The following is a 20,684-nucleotide window of genomic DNA, read 5'->3' on the forward strand; positions in this document are numbered from 1 at the left end:
CCATGATCAAACTCTTCAGTTTAAGATCAATGCGGTTCTTGCCTGTCGCCGAAGCAACAGAAGCGAACCAAACTTGGCTCAAGGGTCAAACGAATTCATTCATTAGGCCGAAGCCTGTTTGACGAGTCGCTTGCCTTGATAATAGGTGATTTATCACCCTCATCGGCAAGCGCCCACATGAATTACCTGATCAAATTGTTAAAGAGCAACTTTCTTAATGTCGCTGCGGCGGGCTCGATGACCTGACCCGTGTTGCCTCAGCGAGGAAGGCGTATTCTACGCATTCCGTGGTATTTGTCAACCGCTGTTTTCAGCGGGCGAAGCGAGCGATCTGACCAACCTACCACAGAGCTCTAACTTCCTGACAAACAAGAGGTTTTTCAACCTCATCACCGCTGGTAACGCTGGGCGTCCCCGGCAGCGGATGCGTACTTTACGGGCTCAAAGCCGGGTTGGCAAGGGCTAATTATCTAATAGTCGAAAAAAGTCTCGGCCAGATCATCTGTTCTCTCATATCAGGGGGCGGAAACCGCTTCGGCACGTCTGGTTTGGCGGTTACACTTAGCGCTTTATACGGCGGCCACCTTCACCCACGCCCACTAATGATGAGGTCCATGATGAGCCAGCACCTATTAACTGTCGATTCATTAAACCGCGATAGCGTCGATCACCTATTGCGCGTAGCAGCTCGCATGGAGCCGATTGCGAGTCGCCGTCAGGTGACGCGGGTGCTGGAAGGAGCGGTTCTGGGCAATTTGTTTTTCGAGGCGAGCACCCGTACGCGGGTGAGCTTCAATGCCGCCTTCTGCCGACTGGGGGGAAGCGTATGCGACACCACGGGCTTTACCTTCTCGTCCATGGCGAAAGGCGAGTCGCTGTACGACACCAGCCGCGTCATGAGCGGTTACTGCGATGCCATCGTCATGCGTCACCCTGACCAAGGGTCGGTCGCCGAATTTGCTGCGGCAACTCACGTTCCGGTCATCAACGGTGGCGACGGCCCAGGCGAACATCCCAGTCAGGCACTGTTGGATCTCTATACGATCGATAAGGAGTTTCAGCGGTTGGGCAAGCGCTTGAGCGGGGCACACATTCTGTTGACCGGTGATTTGAAGTACGGGCGTACGGTGCATTCGCTCATCAAGCTGCTGTCGCTCTATGACCCGCTGCGCATAACGCTGGTGTCCCCACCGGGGTTGGAGATGCCCACCCATCTGATCGATCTAGTGACGTCGCGCGGTCACCGCGTCGAACAGCGGGACTCGCTGGCCAGCGATTTCAGCGACCTGGACGTGGTGTACACCACACGTATTCAGAAGGAGCGTTTTACCGATGAGATGAACGAGAGCTTCCAGGGGCTCTCCGATGACTTCATGGTCAATCGTGATTTTCTTGACCAGCGTTGCAGCCAAAGCACGATCGTGATGCACCCGTTGCCCCGTGATAGCCGCCCGGGCGCCAACGACTTGAACGTCGATTTGAACGGCGACCCTCGGCTGGCGATTTTCCGCCAAACCGATAACGGTATTCCCATGCGGATGGCGATCTTTGCCACGCTGCTAAAAGTAGACGAGTTGATTGAAAAGGATCTGCGGCCCGTGCGTTGGTTTGTGCCATCACAAACCGGCACGCTGGACCGCTAATCGCGTTAATGTGTCGTGCGCCCGCCGGGAAGGCCTTCCTGGTGGGCGAACCAGCCTTCCAAAATCAGCACCGCCGCAATGCCATCCACGCTCTCTTCTCGGTAATTCCCTCGGTGCCCCGCCCCGTGGGCAATTCGCTTGGCTTCTTGGGTGGAACCACGCTCATCGACCATTTCGCATGGTTTGCCGTAGCGACCATGCAAACGGTTGCCGAACTTGCGCGCCCGCGTGCTCATGAGCGACTCGCTGCCATCCATATTGAGCGGCAAGCCGACGACGAACAGATCGGGCTGCCACTCGTCGATGAGGCGCGTGACCACGTTCCAGTCGGGTATACCGTCACGCGCAGGCAGCGGCGCCAGCTCCCGCGCACTGTGAAGCAGCTCGTTGCCCACGGCCACGCCGATGCGCCGCGTTCCAAAATCAAATGCCAAGATCAGACGCTGCCCGTTACTTGCCATGCGTCTTACGCCTCATCCAGCCACACGCTCACGCGTGCCCTGCATTGCGTGTCATGAGGTTTAGGTCGACCCCAAGGATACCTGCAGCGGCCGCAAGACGTTCAGCCGGTGGCGTATCAAAAAGCACGTTGCTGTGGCCCTCTACGGTGAGCCAGGCGTTCTCTTTCAACTCATCCTCTAATTGACCCACATCCCAACCGGCACAGCCCAAGCATACTAAGAAGTGCTCAGGTCCGTTACCATCGGCAAGCGCTTGGAGGATATCCATGGAGGTCGTCAGGGCAATGCCGTCTTCCACCTGAACGCTGGAGTCCCACGCCTGACTGTCGCCAACATGGAGAATGAAGCCGCGATCTTTATGCATCGGGCCACCGTAGTAGACCGGCGCATTGCGGTAGGGGCTGTCGTCGCCTCCCAATGAAAGCTGCTCGAACAGCGCATCCAGGGTGATTTCCATCGGGCGATTGACGATCACGCCCATGCAGCCGTTGTGGTCGTGATCACATAGATAAATCAGGCTGCCCGCGAAGTTGGGGTCTTCCAAGTGGGGCATCGCCATCAAAAAGTGGTGTTTTAAACTTTGCATGCGTCTCCTGCGGCTTGCCAATCGCTCGGCAAGCCTTGCGTCATAGGGCGGGTTGAGCCGTCACCGGTTAAGCCAAGCGACGCTCGATCGCGTCCAGCAGCATTCCGGCAATGTCGGTGCCGCGCTGGTCGTCGATTTCACGAACACAGGTAGGGCTCGTCACGTTGATTTCGGTGATATAGCCGCCAATCACGTCCAAACCGACGAACATCAGTCCTTTCTCGCGAATCATCGGCTGCACCTGCTGAATCAACCAGTGGTCGCGTTCGGTCAGTTCGCGACTCACGCCGCGCCCGCCGGCAGCCAGGTTGCCGCGGGTTTCGCCCGCCGAGGGAATGCGCGCAAGGCCAAACGGCACCGGTTCCCCATCGACCAAGAGAATCCGCGTATCGCCATCCTTTATGGCCGGCAGATAGCGCTGGGCCATTATTTGACGCTGACCGCGCAGCGTCAGCTGCTCGATCACCGCGCCAATGTTGCGGCCCTCGGGGCCGATATGAAAAATTCCTGTACCCCCCATGCCATCGAGCGGCTTGAAGATCACATCGCCATGCTCGGCATGGAAAGCGCGCAGCACGTCATCGCGGCTGGCGACGACCGTCGGCGCGCAGCACTGGGGAAACTGCTGGGCAAAGAGCTTCTCGTTACACTGTAGCAGGGCTGCCGTGGGATTGACGATCAACACGCCCTCACGCTCGGCAAAGCCCAGCAGATGCACCGCGTTGATGAATTCGGCATCCACCGGCGGGTCTTTCCGCATCAGCACTACATCCAGTTCGGCCAGCGGGCGTTGAGTCGCCTCGCCTAGGTCGTACCAGTGTTCGGGGTTTCGGTGCACTGTGAGAGGGCGCATCCGCGCATAGGCCTGGCCCGCTTGCAAGAAAAGATCCTCCTGCTCCATATAGTGAAGCGTGTAGCCACGCTCTTGGGCAGCCCACAGCATGGCCAAGGTAGTGTCTTTCTTGTACGCGATGTCGCTGATGGGATCCATCACCACACCGAGGTGCAACGTTGATTGGCTCATCGAAATACAGTCCATGCAGGATCAATAAGTCATCAGTATGCCGCACTGCAGGCACGGCTCCAACCGCGGCTATTGATCCGACGTATCGGAGAGCGCACCGGGTACCAGGCGGATCGCATCCGGCGCCAGGGTGATCAACTGCTGTTTATAGAGTCGGCCAATCGCCTGTTTATACGCGCTTTTGCTCACGCCCAGTCGCGTTTTGATATCGTGCGCCGAACTTTTATCACCTAACGGTAAATAGCCGCCGCTTTCGCGCAGCGCCTTCAGCACTTTATCCCCCACGACGTCCAGGCGTGCCGCGCCGGGCGGTAGCAGCGAGATATCCACGCGACCATCCTTGCGGCGCTGTTTCACAAAGCCTTTTAGCGACTGCCCACGACGCAGCGGCTGGGTAATGTCGTCCTGATAGATCAAACCCCAATAGCGGTGATTGACCACCACTTTCATGCCTAGGTCCGTGCGGTCGGCCACTACCACATCGACTTCGTCGCCCTTCTCTAACGCCCAGGCGTCATCCGTCAGAAAACGATCGAGGCGCATGGTAGCGACCGGGCGCCCCTGATCGTCACTGTACAGCATCACCAACACCCGCTTGCCAGGGTCGGGGCGAAAACGCTGTTCGCTGTAAGGCAGCAGCACGTCTTTGGGCTGCCCCCAGCGCAAAAAGGCTCCGGTACTATTCACCGCCGTCACGGTTAAATAGGCCACATCGCCCAGCTGGGCCGACGCATCGCTGACAGATCGAGGGGTGGCGTGTGATTCACGGACCATGGGTGCTGTCCTTACAGGAAGTAGAACGTCATTATGGTACCTTGCCAAAGCTAGGCAAAGCGGCGTCGGATGAAGAGAGCGCCAGGTACAAAAAACCGCTGCCGAAGCAAACACGGCAGCGGCTTGATAGTAAGCGCTTACATATCGCCGAAGTGATGCTGTAGAAGCGTTAGCGCAACGACAGGGGCCGTTTCCGTACGCAGCACACGCGGGCCCAGCGTCAGAGGCATAAAGTGGCTGGCGGTCGCGGCCTGAATATCTGCCTCGCTCAAGCCGCCCTCCGGGCCGATCAGCAGCGCGGCAGACGCCGGGCACTCTGACTGAGCAAAGCCATTACCCGTCGCTAGGTGCAGCATCAAGCGCAGGGGCTCCTGGCGCTCGGCCAGCCACTCGCCTAACGTCTGCGGGGGGTGCACGGGTGGCACTACCGCCCGGCCGCTCTGCTCGCAGGCGCTGGCCGCCACGGCCTGCCAATGCGCCAGCTTCTTTTCTTCACGGTCGCCTTTCAAACGTACATCGCCCCGCTCGGTATAGAGCGGGGTAATCGCCGCCACGCCGAGTTCGACGGCTTTTTGAATGGCGTAATCCATGCGATCGCCCTTGGAAATCGCTTGCCCAAGATGCACCGCCAGCGGTGACTCGCCGCTACCCGCCCATACCGCTTCCACGGTCACGGTCGTCTGCTTGCGGCTCACCTCGGCTAACCGCACGCCTGCTTCTTGGCCACGGCCGTCGAATACGATCAGCGGCGCGCCTTCGCCCATACGCAGCACGCGAGTCACGTGCTTGGCCGGGCCGTCGGGCAGCGCTAGCGTCGTGCCCGCCAACAGCTCGTCAGGCACATAGAGACGGGGCATTTTACCGTGTCGGGCCTGCCAGTCGGCGGCGGTCAGCGTGTCCGACATGGCTTAGTGCGTGTTCTCAGCCGCTTGGCTAGCCTGCTGCGCTTCGCGCTGCTTGCGCTGTGCGTACATCGCTTCGAAGTTGACCGGTGCCAGCATCAGCGGCGGGAAACCGCCACGGTTGACCAGGTTATCGACGCACTCACGGGCATACGGGAACAGCAGATTGGGGCAGAACGCACCCAATGTCTGATCGAGCTGCGCGCCTTCGATGCCCGAAATACGGAACAGGCCCGCCTGCTCGACTTCCGCCAAGAAAGAGGTCGTGCCGGTTTCGCTGTCGTTGACCTGCGCGGTCACTTTCACCACGACTTCGTACTGGTCGTCGGCCACTTTCTGGCTGGTGGTGTTGAGGTCCAGGTTGACCTTCGGCTTGAACGCTTGCTTGAACACGGAGGGAGAGTTCGGCGCTTCGAAAGAGATGTCTTTCACGTAGATACGCTGTAACGAGAATTTCAGCTGAGGTTTTTCGCCTTCTGCGGCGCCTGCCTGCGGGGTGTTGTTATCTTCCGCCATGGGATACTCCTAATCGTTCTTCCATTAAAAAAGGTGCGGCGTTACCGCGACGTATGCTCTCGTTTACTTCTTGACCACCGGGAGGCCATCCGCCTGCCACTGCGCCATGCCACCACGCAGCTTCATCGCCCGCTCGAATCCGGCTTTGGCGAGCTTCGCTTGGGCAGCGCCAGAGCTTTGGCCATGCTTGCACACCACGATGATTGGCTGGCTTTTCACTTTATCCAGCTCGCTCATGCGGCTGTCGAGGCTGCTTTGGGGAATATTGCGAGCGCCAGCGATATGCCCGGCTTTGAAGTCTTTGCTCTCACGAATGTCCAGCACTACCGCATCTTCACGGTTGATGAGCTGAGTGGCCTGCGTGGAGGACACCGCATTCGAAGCGGCGCTGCGCGTTTCATAAACGATCCACGCTATGAGCACCAGCAAAAATGCCCCCACGAGGAGGGGGTGGTTCATTACGAATTCGAACAGCTGATCGATCATCGCGAACACAATCTCTTGGTCTATGCAGAAAAAAGCGGCCTAGCCGCCCTCAGAAACACGACGAGTATACACGTCACAGGGCATACCGCGCAGGCCATGACGCCCGACGGCTGCCTGCGTTATGATGCCCCAAGCGCGCGCCTGTCGCGACCCCGATTATCAGGTGCTGTCTGAAAACTGGTAGAGCCGCCCTCGCCAGGCTTTCAAACCGTACCTCACGTCGCTTGGCTGACCCACAAAAGAGGGATTCTTTCATGGCATCATCTGCACCGCGCCCCGTGGCGCTGATCATCCTAGACGGCTACGGCCACAACCCCGATAGCGCTCATAACGCCGTGGCAGCGGCCAACACACCGGTGATGGACGCACTGTGGGCCAACCGTCCCCACGCCTTCGTGCATACCGATGGCCGCCATGTCGGGCTCCCCGACGGGCAGATGGGTAATTCCGAAGTCGGCCATATGAACTTGGGGGCCGGACGCATCGTTTACCAGGACTTCACCCGCATCACCAAAGCCATCGAAGAGGGCGACCTGGACACCAACGAGGTGCTCACCAAGCCGATCGACGACGCCGTTGCCAATGGCCGCGCCGTGCATCTGCTCGGCTTGCTCTCACCAGGCGGCGTGCACAGCCACGAAGATCACTTCATCGCCCTGGCCGAGCTGGCAGCGCGGCGCGGTGCCCAGCGCATCTACGTGCACGCCTTTCTAGACGGTCGCGACATGCCCCCACAGAGCGCGTTGGCGTCCATCGAGCGCGCCAACGCACGGTTATCCGAACTCGTCGGCGCCGATAACGGTTTTGTCGCCTCCATCATTGGACGCTTCTTCGCCATGGACCGCGACAACCGCTGGGAGCGCGTCGAGCAAGCCTACCGGTTGCTCACCGACGGCCACGCGGAGTACACGGCCACCAGCGCGGAAAGCGGCTTGCGTGATGCTTACGAGCGCGGTGAAACCGACGAATTCGTGGCCGCAACCAGCGTGCCGGTCAACGGTCATGCCGTGACGTTACACGATGGCGACGCGGCGATCTTTATGAATTTTCGCTCCGACCGCGCCCGCGAACTCACGCGCGCCTTTACCGAATCGGGGTTTACCGGCTTCGAACGTCAGGCACGCCCAACGCTGGCAGGCGATAGTTTGGTGATGATGACCCAGTATGCCGCCGACATCGATGCGCCTGCCGCGTTTCCGCCCACCGATCTCACCGATACGCTGGGTGAGGTAGTGGCCAAGCGCGGCCTCACTCAGTTACGCATTGCGGAAACGGAGAAGTACCCCCACGTAACGTTCTTCTTCTCTGGCGGTAACGAGGCCGAGTACGAAGGGGAAGAGCGCATTTTGGTGCCCTCCCCTCGCGACGTCAAAACCTACGACGAAAAGCCCGAAATGAGTGCGTTCGAGATCACCGACAAGCTCGTTGAAGCGATCGATAGCGGCCGTTTCGATCTCATGGTGTGTAACTACGCCAACGGCGACATGGTCGGCCACACCGGGGATTTCGATGCCGCCGTGAAAGCGATCGAGACCGTCGACATTTGCGTTGGTCGCGTGGTGGAGGCCATCGAGCGCGCAGGCGGTGCCTGCCTGATTACCGCCGATCACGGCAATGCCGAACAGATGGTCCACCCGGACACCGGCGCCCCACAAACCGCACACACCACCTTCGTGGTGCCTCTGGTATACGTGGGTGAGCGGGCGGCAGAGCTCGACGACGGCCGCCTGTGCGACCTGGCCCCCACGCTGCTGACCATGATGGACCAGCCGCAGCCTGAGGCGATGACGGGCAAGCCGCTGCTGCGTTTTACCTAATGCCCATGTGGCGACCACTCGCCCTCGCCGCTCTGCTGCTGGCCTTGAGCCAGCAGCCCGCCTTGGCGCAGCAGAACGAACGCGCCGCCCGGGAGCAACTCGACGCGCTCGGGCAGGAGATCGACGCCATGGCCGAGCGGCTCAGCGCGACCGGTCAAGCCCGCGATAGCGCTCAACGCGAGCTGCAGGCCGTGGAAACCGAGCTCGCCGAGACGCACCAGCGGCTGGATCAACTTCAGGCCGAGCGGCGTCAACTCAACGATGAAACTACTCAATTACGCCAACATCGCGAACGCTTGCAGAGCGAACGGGAGTCTCAGTATCAGGCGCTCGGTCAGCAGCTCGCCGCGCTCTACCGGTTAGGGCCGACGCCCCAACTCAAGCTGCTGCTCAATCAAAGCGACCCTGCCGAACTGGACCGCATGCAGGCCTACTTGAATCGGCTGACGCAGGCGCGCCAGCAGCGTCTCACCGATATTGCGCGGCTGGACACGGCGCTTGCCGATACCGAACGGGCACTGGCGGAGCGCCAAGCGCGTTTGGATACGTTGGCGAACGAGCTGGAAACCCAAAGCGCTCTGCTCGCCGAGCGCACCGAAGCGCGCCGTGGCGTGGTGGAGACGCTGGATGACCGCTACGGGAGCGAGGCGGACCGACTGGCCGACCTGAACCAGAGTCGCGAACAGGCCGAGCAACAGCTCCGCGCGATTCAGGCCGAACTGGCCCGCATGGCAGAGCCCACGCCCACCACGCACATCACCCGCACGCAAGGGGATTTGCCTTGGCCCGTGCAAGGCAGCATCACCGCCAGCTTTCAGCGGCGGAACGGGGTTCACTACAACGGCATCGTGATTCAGGCCAGCGAAGGCACGGCGGTCACGGCGGTTCATTCGGGCCGTGTGGTGTTTGCCGACTGGATGCGAGGGTTCGGTAACTTATTGATCATCGACCACGGCGATCAGATCATGACGCTGTATGCGCACCTGCAACAGTTCAGCGCCCGTCCCGGTCAACAGGTGAGTCGTGGCGATGCCATAGGCCGAGTGGGCAATAGTGGAGGACAATCCCGACCCGCCCTCTATTTCGAAGTGCGACGAGGCGGAGAACCTATTAATCCGCAACGTTGGATTGCGCGCCGTTGACGGGATAAGCTGGTGCTACTCTCTTTATAGTCACGTTCTTTATTGTCGCTCTCTTTACCATGAACCTCACAACCCGTGCAGTGCCACTGGCACTGCCTTTCGCCTAGCGGAGTCCGCATGACGCTATCTGTTACCGAGGTATCGGCCCCTGCCAAGCGCTTATTGGCCACCCTGCTACCGCTCGCGCTGCTGGCGGCCCCGCTCCCTCTGGCAGCCCAGCCGTCGAACAGCGCCGCTGATGATCTGCCGTTGGAGGAGATTCAAACGTTCGCCGAGGTCTTCGAGCGTATCAAGCGCGGCTACGTCGAAGAGGTCGACGACCGTACGCTGCTGCGTAACGCCATGCGGGGCATGCTCAGCGAGCTCGACCCTCATTCGGCCTACTTGGATGAAGAGGAGTACCAAAGCCTGCGGGAGTCTACCCAAGGCGAGTTTGGCGGCATCGGTATCGAAGTCGGCACCCAAAATGGCCAACTGATGGTCGTCACGCCCATCGATGACACGCCCGCCTCCCGGGCAGGCCTGCTGTCTCAGGACATCATTGTGGCCATCGATGGCACCCCCACCGATAGCCTCTCACTGCAGGAAGCCGTCAATCTGATGCGCGGTGAGCCAGGCACCACGCTGCGCCTGACGATTTTGCGTTCTGGCGAAGAGGCACCACGGGAGTTTACCCTCACCCGTGAAGTGATCCGCAGTGAGAGCGTCAAACAGGAGACGCTGGAACCCGGCTACGGCTATTTACGCATTAGCCAATTCCAGTCCCGCACGCCCGAGCAGGCTCGCCGAGCCTTGGAGCGCATGGCGCGAGAGCAGCCTCTGGAAGGGTTGATTCTCGATTTGCGCAATAATCCTGGCGGCGTCTTGCAGGCAGCGGTCGGCGTGGCCGATCTGTTCCTCGATGACGGGCTCATCGTCTACACCGAAGGACGTCTTTCGGACACCGAGATGTCGTTTTCGGCGTCTCCCGACACCCCCGCCGGTGACGTGCCGCTCGTGGTCCTCATCAACAGCGGTAGCGCATCGGCTGCGGAAATCGTCGCGGGCGCCCTGCAAGACCAGCGCCGGGGTGTCATCATGGGAACAGAAAGCTTCGGTAAAGGCTCCGTGCAGCAGATCATGCCGCTGGGCAATGGCGAAGGCTTAAAGCTGACGACCGCGCTGTACTACACCCCCAATGGCCGCTCGATCCAGGCGCAAGGTATCGAACCCGACGTAGAAGTGGTGCGTGGCCGCCTGGAAGTGGCGGAAGCGCGACGCGCCATTCGTGAGGCGGACTTGGACGGACACCTCGGTAGCCAAAGCGACATGCCTCCCGAGCGTGCCGCCATGTCTCAGCGGTTACGCGACGACTACCAGCTTAGCGAGGCGCTTAATTTGCTGAAAGCGCTGAACGTCGTGGATCGCCGCCGCGGCTAACGGCAGGAGATCGGCAGGCGACCCCGCTCTCCGGTCGCCTGCCGCATCACCAAGCGCTTAAGCGGTACGAACTTGTTCATGCCGCTCATCCCGACATTGCGCGCCAGCGTCAGCACCGGCTGCTGGCTACCAAACAGCTGCTTGAAGCCTTTCATCAGCCCCAGCATGGTGGCGTTATTCAAACGCCTTCGACGCTCGAAACGGCTGAGTGTCGTCACGCTGCCCCACGGCGCGCCGCGCCGCCACGCCCCAACGACTTCTTCCGCCAATACCGCAGCGTCCATCAAGCCCAAATTAACGCCCTGCCCGGCCAGCGGATGCAGACTGTGGGCGGCATCACCTACCAACGCGAAGTTGGGCTGCACATAATGCTGGGCGTGGCGCTGTACCAGCGGAAAACGATAGGCACGATCCACTGGCACGACCTCCCCCAAACGATGCTCGAACGCCTCGCCGAGCGCCTTCCCCAACGCTTCTGGCGAGTGCTCGGTCAGCCCTTGGGCATGCTCGGGCGTGGTGGACCAGACAATGGAACAGTAGCGGTCGTCTCCGTTCACGGTGAGCGGTAAGAACGCCAGCGGACGACCGCCCAGGAAAGCTTGCCGTGCGGTACCGCCGTGGGGATGAGTACAGCGCACCGTGGTGACCACCGCCTCTTGCGCCATCGACTCCTCGGCCACCGGGATGCCCGCTAGCGCTCGTAGCGCAGAGCGCGCGCCATCGGCGGCGACAAGCAGCGGCGTCTGTAGCTGCCTGCCATCGTCGAGCACCAGCCAGCGGCCACGCGCCGTGGTTTGCAGCGCCTCCACCCGCACACCATCCAACCGCGTCAACGTCGGCTGCTTGGCCACTTGCTCGTTAAGCGCCGCCAGCGTCACCTCGTTCTCGACGATGTGCCCCAGCGTGGCAGTGCCTGCCTCGTCGGCCGAAAAACGAATACGACCGCTGCCCTCGGCATCCCACACCTCCATGTACCGGTAAGGTGTTACGCGCGCCGCCTCCATGGCGGGCCAAGCCCCCAAATAGGTGAGCAGCCGCTGTGACACCGGCGTCAGTGCGCTAACGCGTGGGGCGGGAACACCGTCGGCCACATCCTGCAAGCGCAGCGGTGACGGCTTGGCTTCTACTAGCGCCACCTGCATACCCGCCTCGGCCAATAGCCCGGCCAGCGCCGTGCCCACCATGCCCGCTCCTACGATCACGGCATCAAAAGGGATGATGGAAGGCTTAGCCGCGTCTGCTGACGTAGTCATAACACTCCTTGGCTTGGGTAGATGAGAGCCATCGTTGAGGGATTCGTGCGCTGTCGCCGCGCATCAGCGTTCTAACCCCATAGCTCGGCGTGCCAAACGGCGGCGCAGCGGGCCGATCAAATTGAGGCCTATCAGCCCTGCTCCCCGCGCGTGCGGTAGCAGCGGCAGCGAGTAGCCAAACAGGCGCACCAAGCCATCGCTAAAACGAATCACGTTGGCGCGGTCTTGAGCTCGGCGTCGCTCGAACGCCTGCAGCGTCGCCATATCTCCCAGGGCGCGCTGCTGCTCGGCACCTTGGGCAAGGGCTTCGACCAAATCCATCACCGAGCGCAGCGCCAGGTTGAAGCCTTGGCCTGCCACAGGATGCAGCGCATGGGCGGCATTGCCTAACACAGCCAAGCCGGGCCGCACGGGCTCCTCCGCGGTCACTAGCGAGAGCGGATAGCTAAACCGCTGGCCCACCTTGGTAAATCGGCCGACCCGGTCGCCGAACGCCCGCTGAAGCGCTCTCAAGAACGCCGCGTCAGACAGCGCCATTCGAGCGGTTTCGCTACCGCTAGCGTGCGTCCAGACCAGCTCCATGGCTTGACCTGGCAACGGCAGTAGTGCAATGGGTCCTTCCGAGGTAAAGCGCTCGTAGGCAATGCCCTGGTGGGGCTGACTGATGCCCACATGGGCAATCACGGCGGTTTGTTCATAAGAGTGGCGGCGACTGGCGATACCGAGCTGCTCTTTCAACCCAGAGCGGCCGCCATCGGCCAAAATGGTCAACGCCGCCGTCAGCTCACTGCCATCGGAAAGCCGTAAATGGTGGCCGCTGGCCGTGGGCGTTAACCGTGCCACCGTGGCCGGACAGTGCCACTCGATAGGCAGTTGCTGCAGCTTCTGATGCAGCACTCGCCCCATCCAGGCATTGGGAATCACGTGCCCCAAGGCAGCAACGCCTAGCTCTTGCGCATTGAGGCGCGTCGCGCCCAACCGGCCCCGCTCGCTGATATGGATACGCTGAATCGGCGTGGCCTCGGCCTGCATCGCTTCCCACACCCCTAGCTGACGAAAGCGCTGGGCCGAGCCTTCGGCGATGGCACTCGCCCGGGCATCGAAGCTCGGTTGCCACGTCGCGCCTTCCGTACTTTGCGATAGCGCATTGGCTTCGATGATGGCGACCCGCCAGCCATAGCGCTCGATGAGCGGTGCCAATGCACAGCCCAAACTGGCCCCCACCAACCCACCGCCCACGATCACGACGTCATGGGTGGGCGACGGCGCTTGTGGACGTGATTCCTGCTCAGCCCTATACATTGGCCTCTCCTCCTTCATACAGCGCGACCACAGCGATTCGTAATTCCGTAATGTAGATTACATAAACTTCCAGGCGTCTAACGAAGCTGATTATTTATTAGCCATTAGTTTCTCGATATCTTCCACCTGCTTCGGTACGTCGGCGGTCAAAATGTCATGGCCCTGTTCGGTGACCACTACGTTATCCTCGATACGAATGCCGATACCGCGATAAGCTTCTGGAATATCGTCGTCGCAGGGAATGTAAAGACCGGGTTCGACGGTCAGCACCATGCCTGGCATCAGTGGCCGTGGTGTGGCCTCATCGAGGCGATAGGTGCCCACGTCGTGCACATCCAGTCCTAACCAGTGAGACGTGGAGTGAAGGTAGAAGCGCCGATAGCTCTCGTCGTCGATGCGAGCTTGCACCTCCCCCGTCAGCAGGCCTACCTCGATGAGGCCAGCGGTAAGATCCTCCACAACGCCTTGGTGGATATCTGCTAGCGTAGCGCCTGGAGTAATGGCTTTCACCGCCCGCTCCTGTGCGCCTAACACCACTTGGTAGAGTTCCCGCTGGGCGTCGTTGAAGCGCCCACCGACCGGAAAGGTGCGTGTGATGTCGCCTGCGTAGAGATCGAATTCCGCCCCAGCATCGATCAGTACGAGCGTGTTCTCTTCAAGCACATCGCTGTTTTCAATATAGTGCAGCACGCAGGCATTGGCCCCGCCGCCCACGATAGTGCTGTAGGCTGGCCCGCTAGCCCCGTGCCAAACAAAGGTGTGTTCCAGCTCGGCCTGGAGCTGATACTCATACACTCCTGCCTGGCAGGTGCGCATGGCGCGAACATGGGCCTGAGCGGAAATCGCCGCCGCATGGCGCAAAAGCGCAATTTCGGCGGGGCTTTTGATCAGGCGCATTTCGTGAATCAGCGGGCGGCTATCCAACCAACCCTTCAACGGCGGTTTGCCCCGACGCATACCCGACTGAGCCTGAGCCAGCGCTTCTTTGGCAATGCCCAGCGCGTCGGGGTTATCCAGCGGCGCATAGAGCAGCTCACGACCTTCGAGCAGCGAGGGTAGCCGTGCGTCGCGCTCGGCATTTTCGAATGCCTGGTCGAGACCATGCTGGCTGACAACGCCCTGAGCCCCCAGCCGACGGCCGGTCCAAGCTTCCAGATGGGGGTCGCGATCTTGGCAGAACACCACGCTTTGCCCTTCGCCACGGCCCGGCAACAGCACCAGTAGCGCGTCCGGCTCCTGAAAGCCGGTCAAATAGTAAAAGTCGCTCTGCTGGCGGAACGGGTACTCGCTGTCGTGGGAACGAGTCACCAAGGACGCCCCAGGCACCAGCAGCGCCGCATGGCTTGGCAGCTTGGCCAGCAGCGACGCTCGGCGCTGACGGTACTCTTCAGGCGAAATGGCAGCAGGGCGAGGCAATGGCGCGGGCATAACGGCTCCTATCGCGTGGTGGCTCAATGAACGGGGGCGTCGGTTTGCTCTACCTGGGGCTGACCGGGATGCTGTTCGGTGTAGAGCAACATGGCCGCCATTCGCGCGTGTTCCGTCAGCGCAAACAGGTCGTTCTCGTTCTCCGGGCTATCGTCGATGTCGGTCTCGATCTGGCCGAGGCCTTCCAGATCATCGATCGCTTCTTTCAAGGTCTGCGACCAGCGCTCCCGAAGCGCGTCGTCGACGACGTCCTCGATGACTTCCATGAAGCCCAACGTCCACTCTTTCAGCCCTTGCGCCTGCTCGGCAAGAGAGAACAGCTCGTCGGGCAGCAGCGGTGCGTAATTCATGTCGCTCGCGCTCAGCGCTTCCAACGTCTGGCGGCGCCAGCCCAACAGGCGCTCGGCGCTAGCCTGATCACGGGGTTGCTCGACCCCCAGGCTTAGACACACTTCTTCCAGCCATGCGTCGGCAGTGACATCCCGCAGTGCCAACAAGCCGCACAGCCGTCCGTCCAGAAAGGCAGGAGACTGCATACTGCCGTGGAGTAAAAATACATCCGCTACGTCAGAAAAATCCTGCCGTTCGTCAATCAATGACATGATTCTTGCTCGCTTTACCAAAGATAAGGGTATGACCAAAGGGATAGGGCGGGAAGCCTTCGCGTTGACCCCGCACAAGCGGCTCTCTTATAGTGAACGCCGTCTATCCTTCCTATGTAGTGATGTTAACGCATCGGGACCCTTGCTGGCCCGTGCTGGAGTCTTTGATGAGTCACGCAAAGCGGCCAACGAAAGAGATTACCCTACTGGGTCGCAGCTATATGATTGCTTGCGACACCGGCGAAGAAGCCCAGCTCGAACGCGCTGCTCGCTATTTGGACCGCGCGATGCACGGCATACACGCCCAAAGCAGCGTCCTGGGAAGTGAGCGCATCGCCATCATGGCCGCGCTCAATATTACCCATGAATTGCTAGAAGCGCTGGATGAGCACCGGGCCGGTGAAGCCAATCTGAACCGTTTGAGCGAGCGGCTCGAGCGTGCTCTAGCGGGCACTCGGCGCAATGCGCCTTGAACCACGCCTTCTTGCAACCGAGACTTTGGCATTAGCAGCGGCTCTGTTAGGATAGCGGTGTTCTCTGGGATGTACGCCAGTCGTTATAGTCCCTCGAGCCTATGCGCAGTACCCAGGGGGCCAAATGCTAGCCAGACCCGTGTGCATGTCCGTGCGTCGGAAAGCCTGACGGTTTGGCTGCGGCCACCCACCTGAACCAGTAGGTTCAGGGCCAGAACGACAGCGGCATTCTGGGGAACACTTTGCCATGACGTCTTATGAGATGAGCCTTACCTCACCTAATGACAAGCCAGCCCTCCGGCGCGAGCTGAAACGTCGTCGTCGCGCGCTCTCCGCCGAACAGCAGCGGCAAGCCGCTTTGGCGCTATGCCAGCGCTTGAAGCAGCTCCCTGAAATCCGTCGCGCCAAGCGCATCAGCCTCTACCTGCCGGTCAATAGCGAGATTGACCCTACGCCACTCATTCCTTGGCTACGCAAACGGCGTGTGGCCATCTACTTGCCCGTGCTTCGCCCGTTTAGCGCCAACAGCCTTTGGTTCGTGGCGTACGACGCCAACACCCCCATGATCCACAATCGCTTCGGTATTGCCGAACCTTGTCCGCGATTTGCCGTTCAGCGCCGCCATCGACTGCCCGCCTGGGCACTGGACACGCTCATCGTGCCGCTAGTGGGTTTCGATCGTCAGGCGAATCGAATGGGCATGGGCGGTGGATTTTACGACCGCAGCTTGTCGTTCATGCGTCATCCCGGGCCAGCCCCTGCGCTGATTGGCGTGGCTCATGCCTGTCAGCAAGTAGCATCGCTGCCCGTTGAACCTTGGGATATTCCTCTCACTGCGGTCGCCAGCGATACCGGCGTGGTACGCCCAATAAAAACGGGCTGATCACAAGGATCAGCCCGTTTTTATTGTCTATTCACCCAGTAGGTGCAGCATGGTTGCCAAGGACGCTCACATTAACCGTTGGTTAACTTCCTGATAGCGCCTGTGCATATCCAGTGGCTAATACGCCGAGTAAAAACACCACTGTTAACGCCATCACCATATCAGGCTTTCTACGCCGCATGCCTCTTCTCCAACGTCTTTCGCAGTTGCCAAATACCCTTAAGTGCGCCACCAAACTTTTCATGTCGAGAAGATGACACACCTCATTAATTTCGTTCACGACTATAGGGCCATAAGGGGCTCGATGACAACTGCTAAAAGCACTATTTTAAGCCCTCAATTAAACGTTTCAGTCACTCTCACCTGCCTAGCAGCTCTAGCCCATACTGTTAGCGCTTACTTACATTAGGTTACGCCATAAAGAGTCGATAGGCGGGGTTATCGCTCTCTTGCCAATAGCGGTAGCCAATGGCATCCAAGTACTCGGTGACGTGCGTGCGATCCTCGCTCGGCACTTGCATACCCACTAATACACGCCCATAAGCAGCACCGTGATTACGATAGTGAAATAGAGAGATATTCCAATCGTGTGGCAGTTGAGTTAAAAAATTCATCAGTGCACCAGGACGCTCTGGAAACTCAAAGCGATAAAGCTCCTCTTCAAAACGCTCGCTGGGGCGTCCGCCACTTAAATGGCGAATATGCAGCTTTGCTAATTCATTATCGGTTAAATCTTCCACCTGATAACCACCTTCGCGCAATTTATCGATCACCGCCTGTCGATCCTCACCGCCCGGCTTGATTTGAACGCCCACGAAGATATGCGCGTCGCTATCATCGGCGTAGCGGTAGCTAAATTCGGTCACCATCCGTTTCCCCAGCGTGCGGCAGAACTTCTTGAAGCTGCCGGGTTTTTCGGCGATGGTAACGGCCAAGATGGCTTCGCGCTGCTCGCCTAGCTCGGTACGTTCGGCAATGTGCTGCAGGCGGTCGAAGTTGGTATTGGCCCCCGAATTGATACACAGCAGCGTCTCGCCTTCAGCCCCCGTCTGCTGAACGTACTTTTTGAGACCTGCCAACGAGAGTGCGCCAGAGGTTTCAGCAACGGCGCGAGTATCTTCGAAAATATCCTTTACCGCGGCACACATCTCATCGGTATTCACGGTAATCACGTCGTCGACGAGGTCGCGCACCAGCGAGAACGGCACTTCACCAATTTGCGCTACCGCAACGCCTTCGGCAAAGACACCGACCTGATCCAACACCACGCGCTCGCCGGCCTCCATAGCGGCTTTGAGACAGGCGCTATCCTCGGCTTCCACGCCGATGATTTTGATGTCTGGACGCAGGTACTTTACGTAGGCTGCCACGCCGGCAATCAGGCCACCGCCGCCGACGGGGATGAAAATCGCGTCCAAACGCCCTCCGTGCTGGCGCAGAATTTCGACACCAATGGTGCCTTGCCCGGCCACCACGTCGATGTCGTCAAACGGTGGAATATAGGTGTAACCGTGCTCGTTGATCAGTTCCTGAGCATGCTCGGCAGCCGCCGCGAAGGCATCGCCTTTGAGGACTACCTTAGCGCCACGAGCGCGCACCGCTTGAACCTTGATATCCGGAGTGATGCGCGGCATGACGATGACCGCTTTCACGCCCATCAGCTTGGCGGCCATAGCCAACCCCTGAGCGTGGTTGCCCGCCGACGCCGCGATGACCCCTTTGGCCTTCTGCTCATCGGTCAACTGGGCCATTTTGTTGTAGGCACCACGAATTTTGAACGAAAAGACCGGCTGTAAATCCTCACGTTTGATCAAAATCTGGTTATTGAAGCGACGCGACAAAAAGGGAGCGGGCGAAATGGGCGTCTCACAAGCGGCTTCATAAACGCGGGCTTGGAGGATCTTTTTGACGGTGGCTTCGAGCATGCTGACATCCCAGAAAAATGACGTGACCCTGGCGGGCGCGAGAAAAGCCTTTATTGGTAGCAGATGACAATGGGCAACGTCCAGCGGCGTTTCCATCGGCACTGGACGCTTGGCCCGTTATACTAAGGGCGACTGCCTCTCCGACTATTGGACCCATCATGACACAAGATGAATTGAAAGCGGCGGTAGCCGACGCTGCTATCGACGAGATTACGCCTCACTTGGAAAAAGAGACCGTACTGGGTATTGGTACCGGCTCGACGGCCAACCTGTTTATCGACCGCCTAGGCCCCTTACGCGACCGTTTCAAAGGCGCCGTGGCCAGCTCAGAAGCCAGCGCCGAACGACTAAAAGGTCTCGGCATAGAGGTGTTCGAGCTCAATCATGTGGGCGACGTGCCTTTTTATATCGATGGCGCAGACGAAGTAAATGCACACTTACATATGATCAAAGGCGGTGGTGCAGCGCTCACGAGAGAAAAAATCGTCGCTGCCTGCGCCAAGCGTTTCATCTGTATTGCCGATGGTTCGAAATACGTGGCACAGCTAGGCCAGTTTCCGCTACCCGTGGAAGTCATTCCCATGGCGCGCTCCTACGTCGCCCGTGAGCTGGTCAAGCTAGGGGCAGAGCCGGTGTATCGCCAAGGCGTGGTGACGGATAACGGTAACCATATTATTGACTGCTTCAACTTTATGATTGAGGACCCGGTGGCAATGGAAGCGCGTATCAACGCTATCGTCGGTGTCGTGACCAACGGTCTATTTGCCGCGCGTGGCGCCGATGTGCTGCTACTGGGTAAGACGGATGGCGTAGAGCGCAAGGCGTTACGCTAACCTTGAGTCACCCATCTCATTAAGGGGCCAGCCCAGTGCTGGCCCTTTCTTTTATTCAAAGGGGCTTGCCACTCATTCAATGAGACTTAGAAGAAGCCTCTTTTACTGAGGAGAAATATCAGCCTTTCTCTCCTTGTATCTCAATGTAATTCAATTAAACATTAAGATACATTCTGTTTCAAAGCACGAATCCTTAGTGTCACACTATCGGGTGTTTTGGGCCTCACGGGAGAAAGACCATGCTAACGTACCCACATCATGTATTGGTGACTGGCGGCGCAGGATTCATCGGCTCCCATACCGTCGAGCGACTGTTGCAAGACAACCATCGCGTCAGGGTATTAGATAACTTCTCCACAGGGCGTTTAAGCAACCTCCCTACACACCCTTTACTAGACGTCGTCGTCGGCGATATTCGCAGCGTAGAGGATGTTCAAACCGCCATGAAGGGGGTGACACATTGTTTGCATCTAGCTGCCCAAGTCTCCGTGGCAAGCTCCGTTGCCGATCCTGTGGGCTCTGCCACCCATAATATTTTAGGTGCCCTCAACGTCATGCATGCGGCGTCTATGGCCCATGTGAGTAAACTCGTCTACGCCTCCTCGGCTGCGGTGTACGGTATTCCTGCACAACTGCCATTGCCAGAAGAGGCCGAACTGCAGCCTTTATCACCGTATGGACTAGAGAAGTGGATCGATGAGCGCTATGCGGCCCTATTAGGTAGTCTGCATGGCCTACCCAGCCTAGGGCTTCGCTATTTCAATGTGTATGGTCCCCGCCAAGACCCTAACTCCCCGTATGCGGGCGTCATTGCACGCTTCCTCGACCGTCTTCTCAGCCATCAGCCCCCCCTAGTGTTCGGGGATGGCTTGCAATCGCGGGATTTTATTTATGTGGGCGATATTGCCCGGGCAAACGTGGCCGCCTTATTTAGCCCCCAGTGCGGCATCTGCAACGTAGCCACTGGTCAGCAGATTGATTTGCTCACGTTAATTGATCTGTTGGGACAACTGACCCACTGCCATTTGACCCCACAGCACCTGCCCGCCAAAGCCGAGGATATTCGGGACTCGTGCGGCAACAACCGACGTTTATCCGAGTGGTTAATGATCGAGCCAACGTGGACCTTGACAGAAGGCTTAAGCGAGCTGATTAGTTATGTAAGCCCTGCGCACGGCTATCTTGATGAGCCCTCGCGCATAAACGCTTAGGCCC

Annotated in this window: 20 protein-coding genes and 1 other RNA gene; 9 read left to right on the forward strand and 12 right to left on the reverse strand. The window is 59.4% G+C overall.

All coding sequences use genetic code 11. The features are described from left to right. Positions 1-617 precede the first annotated feature (617 nt). On the forward strand, positions 618-1,643 hold the full coding sequence (pyrB, locus tag MHM37_RS10385) for an aspartate carbamoyltransferase (RefSeq protein WP_139526262.1): 1,026 nt from the start codon (positions 618-620) through the stop codon (positions 1,641-1,643). A gap of 5 nt (positions 1,644-1,648) precedes the next feature. Here pyrB and ruvX read toward each other — a convergent pair whose 3' ends face one another. The 7 genes from ruvX to MHM37_RS10420 all read right to left on the reverse strand — a co-directional run bounded on the left by ruvX (position 1,649) and on the right by MHM37_RS10420 (position 6,392). Next, on the reverse strand, positions 1,649-2,104 hold the full coding sequence (gene ruvX, locus MHM37_RS10390; protein WP_139526211.1) for a Holliday junction resolvase RuvX: 456 nt from the start codon (positions 2,102-2,104) through the stop codon (positions 1,649-1,651). A gap of 28 nt (positions 2,105-2,132) precedes the next feature. Continuing rightward, the gene (locus tag MHM37_RS10395) at positions 2,133-2,690 is read right to left on the reverse strand and encodes a YqgE/AlgH family protein (RefSeq protein ID WP_139526210.1); all 558 of its coding nucleotides are present in this window, start codon (positions 2,688-2,690) and stop codon (positions 2,133-2,135) included. Between the two features lie 67 nt (positions 2,691-2,757). Further along, positions 2,758-3,714 (reverse strand): glutathione synthase, encoded by a 957-nt coding sequence (gene gshB, locus MHM37_RS10400; protein ID WP_239296607.1) that lies wholly within the window; start codon positions 3,712-3,714, stop codon positions 2,758-2,760. 69 nt (positions 3,715-3,783) lie between these two features. After that, the gene (locus MHM37_RS10405; protein WP_239296609.1) at positions 3,784-4,488 is read right to left on the reverse strand and encodes a S1-like domain-containing RNA-binding protein; all 705 of its coding nucleotides are present in this window, start codon (positions 4,486-4,488) and stop codon (positions 3,784-3,786) included. Between the two features lie 137 nt (positions 4,489-4,625). Next, positions 4,626-5,393, reverse strand: a complete 768-nt coding sequence (locus tag MHM37_RS10410; RefSeq protein ID WP_239296611.1) for a 16S rRNA (uracil(1498)-N(3))-methyltransferase — start codon at positions 5,391-5,393, stop codon at positions 4,626-4,628. A gap of 3 nt (positions 5,394-5,396) precedes the next feature. Beyond that, a complete protein-coding gene (gene secB, locus MHM37_RS10415; protein ID WP_239296612.1) occupies positions 5,397-5,906 on the reverse strand; it encodes a protein-export chaperone SecB in 510 nt (169 codons plus the stop codon). Positions 5,907-5,969: 63 nt separating this feature from the next. Continuing rightward, positions 5,970-6,392: a rhodanese-like domain-containing protein gene (locus MHM37_RS10420; protein WP_139526205.1), complete on the reverse strand. Its 423-nt coding sequence runs from the start codon at positions 6,390-6,392 to the stop codon at positions 5,970-5,972. A 254-nt stretch (positions 6,393-6,646) separates the two neighbouring features. On the opposite strand from MHM37_RS10420, the gene gpmI reads away from it, so the two are divergent. From gpmI to MHM37_RS10435, 3 genes are all read left to right on the forward strand, one after another. After that, positions 6,647-8,209: a 2,3-bisphosphoglycerate-independent phosphoglycerate mutase gene (gene gpmI, locus MHM37_RS10425; RefSeq protein WP_239296613.1), complete on the forward strand. Its 1,563-nt coding sequence runs from the start codon at positions 6,647-6,649 to the stop codon at positions 8,207-8,209. Then, complete coding sequence (locus MHM37_RS10430; RefSeq protein WP_139526203.1) at positions 8,209-9,351, forward strand: peptidoglycan DD-metalloendopeptidase family protein; 1,143 nt, start codon at positions 8,209-8,211, stop codon at positions 9,349-9,351. The genes gpmI and MHM37_RS10430 overlap by 1 nt, the downstream gene beginning before the upstream one ends. Positions 9,352-9,468: 117 nt before the next feature. Then, positions 9,469-10,770 (forward strand): S41 family peptidase, encoded by a 1,302-nt coding sequence (locus tag MHM37_RS10435; RefSeq protein WP_139526202.1) that lies wholly within the window; start codon positions 9,469-9,471, stop codon positions 10,768-10,770. On the opposite strand, the gene MHM37_RS10440 is transcribed toward MHM37_RS10435, so the two are convergent. The 4 genes from MHM37_RS10440 to MHM37_RS10455 all read right to left on the reverse strand — a co-directional run bounded on the left by MHM37_RS10440 (position 10,767) and on the right by MHM37_RS10455 (position 15,355). Continuing rightward, the gene (locus MHM37_RS10440; RefSeq protein WP_239296614.1) at positions 10,767-12,023 is read right to left on the reverse strand and encodes a UbiH/UbiF/VisC/COQ6 family ubiquinone biosynthesis hydroxylase; all 1,257 of its coding nucleotides are present in this window, start codon (positions 12,021-12,023) and stop codon (positions 10,767-10,769) included. The two genes, MHM37_RS10435 and MHM37_RS10440, sit on opposite strands and share 4 nt — an antisense overlap. Before the next feature lie 63 nt (positions 12,024-12,086). Then, on the reverse strand, positions 12,087-13,325 hold the full coding sequence (ubiH, locus tag MHM37_RS10445; RefSeq protein WP_139526200.1) for a 2-octaprenyl-6-methoxyphenyl hydroxylase: 1,239 nt from the start codon (positions 13,323-13,325) through the stop codon (positions 12,087-12,089). 90 nt (positions 13,326-13,415) lie between these two features. Then, positions 13,416-14,753, reverse strand: a complete 1,338-nt coding sequence (pepP, locus tag MHM37_RS10450; protein WP_239296615.1) for a Xaa-Pro aminopeptidase — start codon at positions 14,751-14,753, stop codon at positions 13,416-13,418. Positions 14,754-14,776: 23 nt separating this feature from the next. After that, the gene (locus tag MHM37_RS10455) at positions 14,777-15,355 is read right to left on the reverse strand and encodes a YecA family protein (protein WP_139526198.1); all 579 of its coding nucleotides are present in this window, start codon (positions 15,353-15,355) and stop codon (positions 14,777-14,779) included. A 167-nt stretch (positions 15,356-15,522) separates the two neighbouring features. Between MHM37_RS10455 and MHM37_RS10460 the strand changes: the two genes are divergently transcribed. The 3 genes from MHM37_RS10460 (at position 15,523) to MHM37_RS10470 (ending at position 16,711) form a co-directional block, all read left to right on the forward strand. Continuing rightward, complete coding sequence (locus MHM37_RS10460) at positions 15,523-15,828, forward strand: cell division protein ZapA (RefSeq protein ID WP_139526197.1); 306 nt, start codon at positions 15,523-15,525, stop codon at positions 15,826-15,828. Between the two features lie 58 nt (positions 15,829-15,886). Then, positions 15,887-16,069, forward strand: a non-coding RNA gene (ssrS, locus tag MHM37_RS10465) — 6S RNA. 6 nt (positions 16,070-16,075) lie between these two features. Beyond that, positions 16,076-16,711 carry a 5-formyltetrahydrofolate cyclo-ligase gene (locus MHM37_RS10470; protein ID WP_231125627.1) on the forward strand — a complete coding sequence of 212 codons (636 nt, stop codon included), beginning with the start codon at positions 16,076-16,078 and terminating at the stop codon, positions 16,709-16,711. A 410-nt stretch (positions 16,712-17,121) separates the two neighbouring features. On the opposite strand, the gene ilvA is transcribed toward MHM37_RS10470, so the two are convergent. Continuing rightward, complete coding sequence (gene ilvA / locus MHM37_RS10475; protein WP_139526195.1) at positions 17,122-18,636, reverse strand: threonine ammonia-lyase, biosynthetic; 1,515 nt, start codon at positions 18,634-18,636, stop codon at positions 17,122-17,124. Positions 18,637-18,794: 158 nt separating this feature from the next. Between ilvA and rpiA the strand changes: the two genes are divergently transcribed. Together rpiA and MHM37_RS10485 are read left to right on the forward strand one after the other, a co-directional pair. Further along, the gene (gene rpiA / locus MHM37_RS10480) at positions 18,795-19,469 is read left to right on the forward strand and encodes a ribose-5-phosphate isomerase RpiA (RefSeq protein ID WP_139526194.1); all 675 of its coding nucleotides are present in this window, start codon (positions 18,795-18,797) and stop codon (positions 19,467-19,469) included. A gap of 239 nt (positions 19,470-19,708) precedes the next feature. Beyond that, positions 19,709-20,680: an NAD-dependent epimerase/dehydratase family protein gene (locus MHM37_RS10485; protein ID WP_139526193.1), complete on the forward strand. Its 972-nt coding sequence runs from the start codon at positions 19,709-19,711 to the stop codon at positions 20,678-20,680. Positions 20,681-20,684: the final 4 nt, after the last annotated feature.

It is taken from the genome of Halomonas sp. MMH1-48 (assembly GCF_022348105.1).
Classification (GTDB): domain Bacteria; phylum Pseudomonadota; class Gammaproteobacteria; order Pseudomonadales; family Halomonadaceae; genus Vreelandella; species Vreelandella piezotolerans.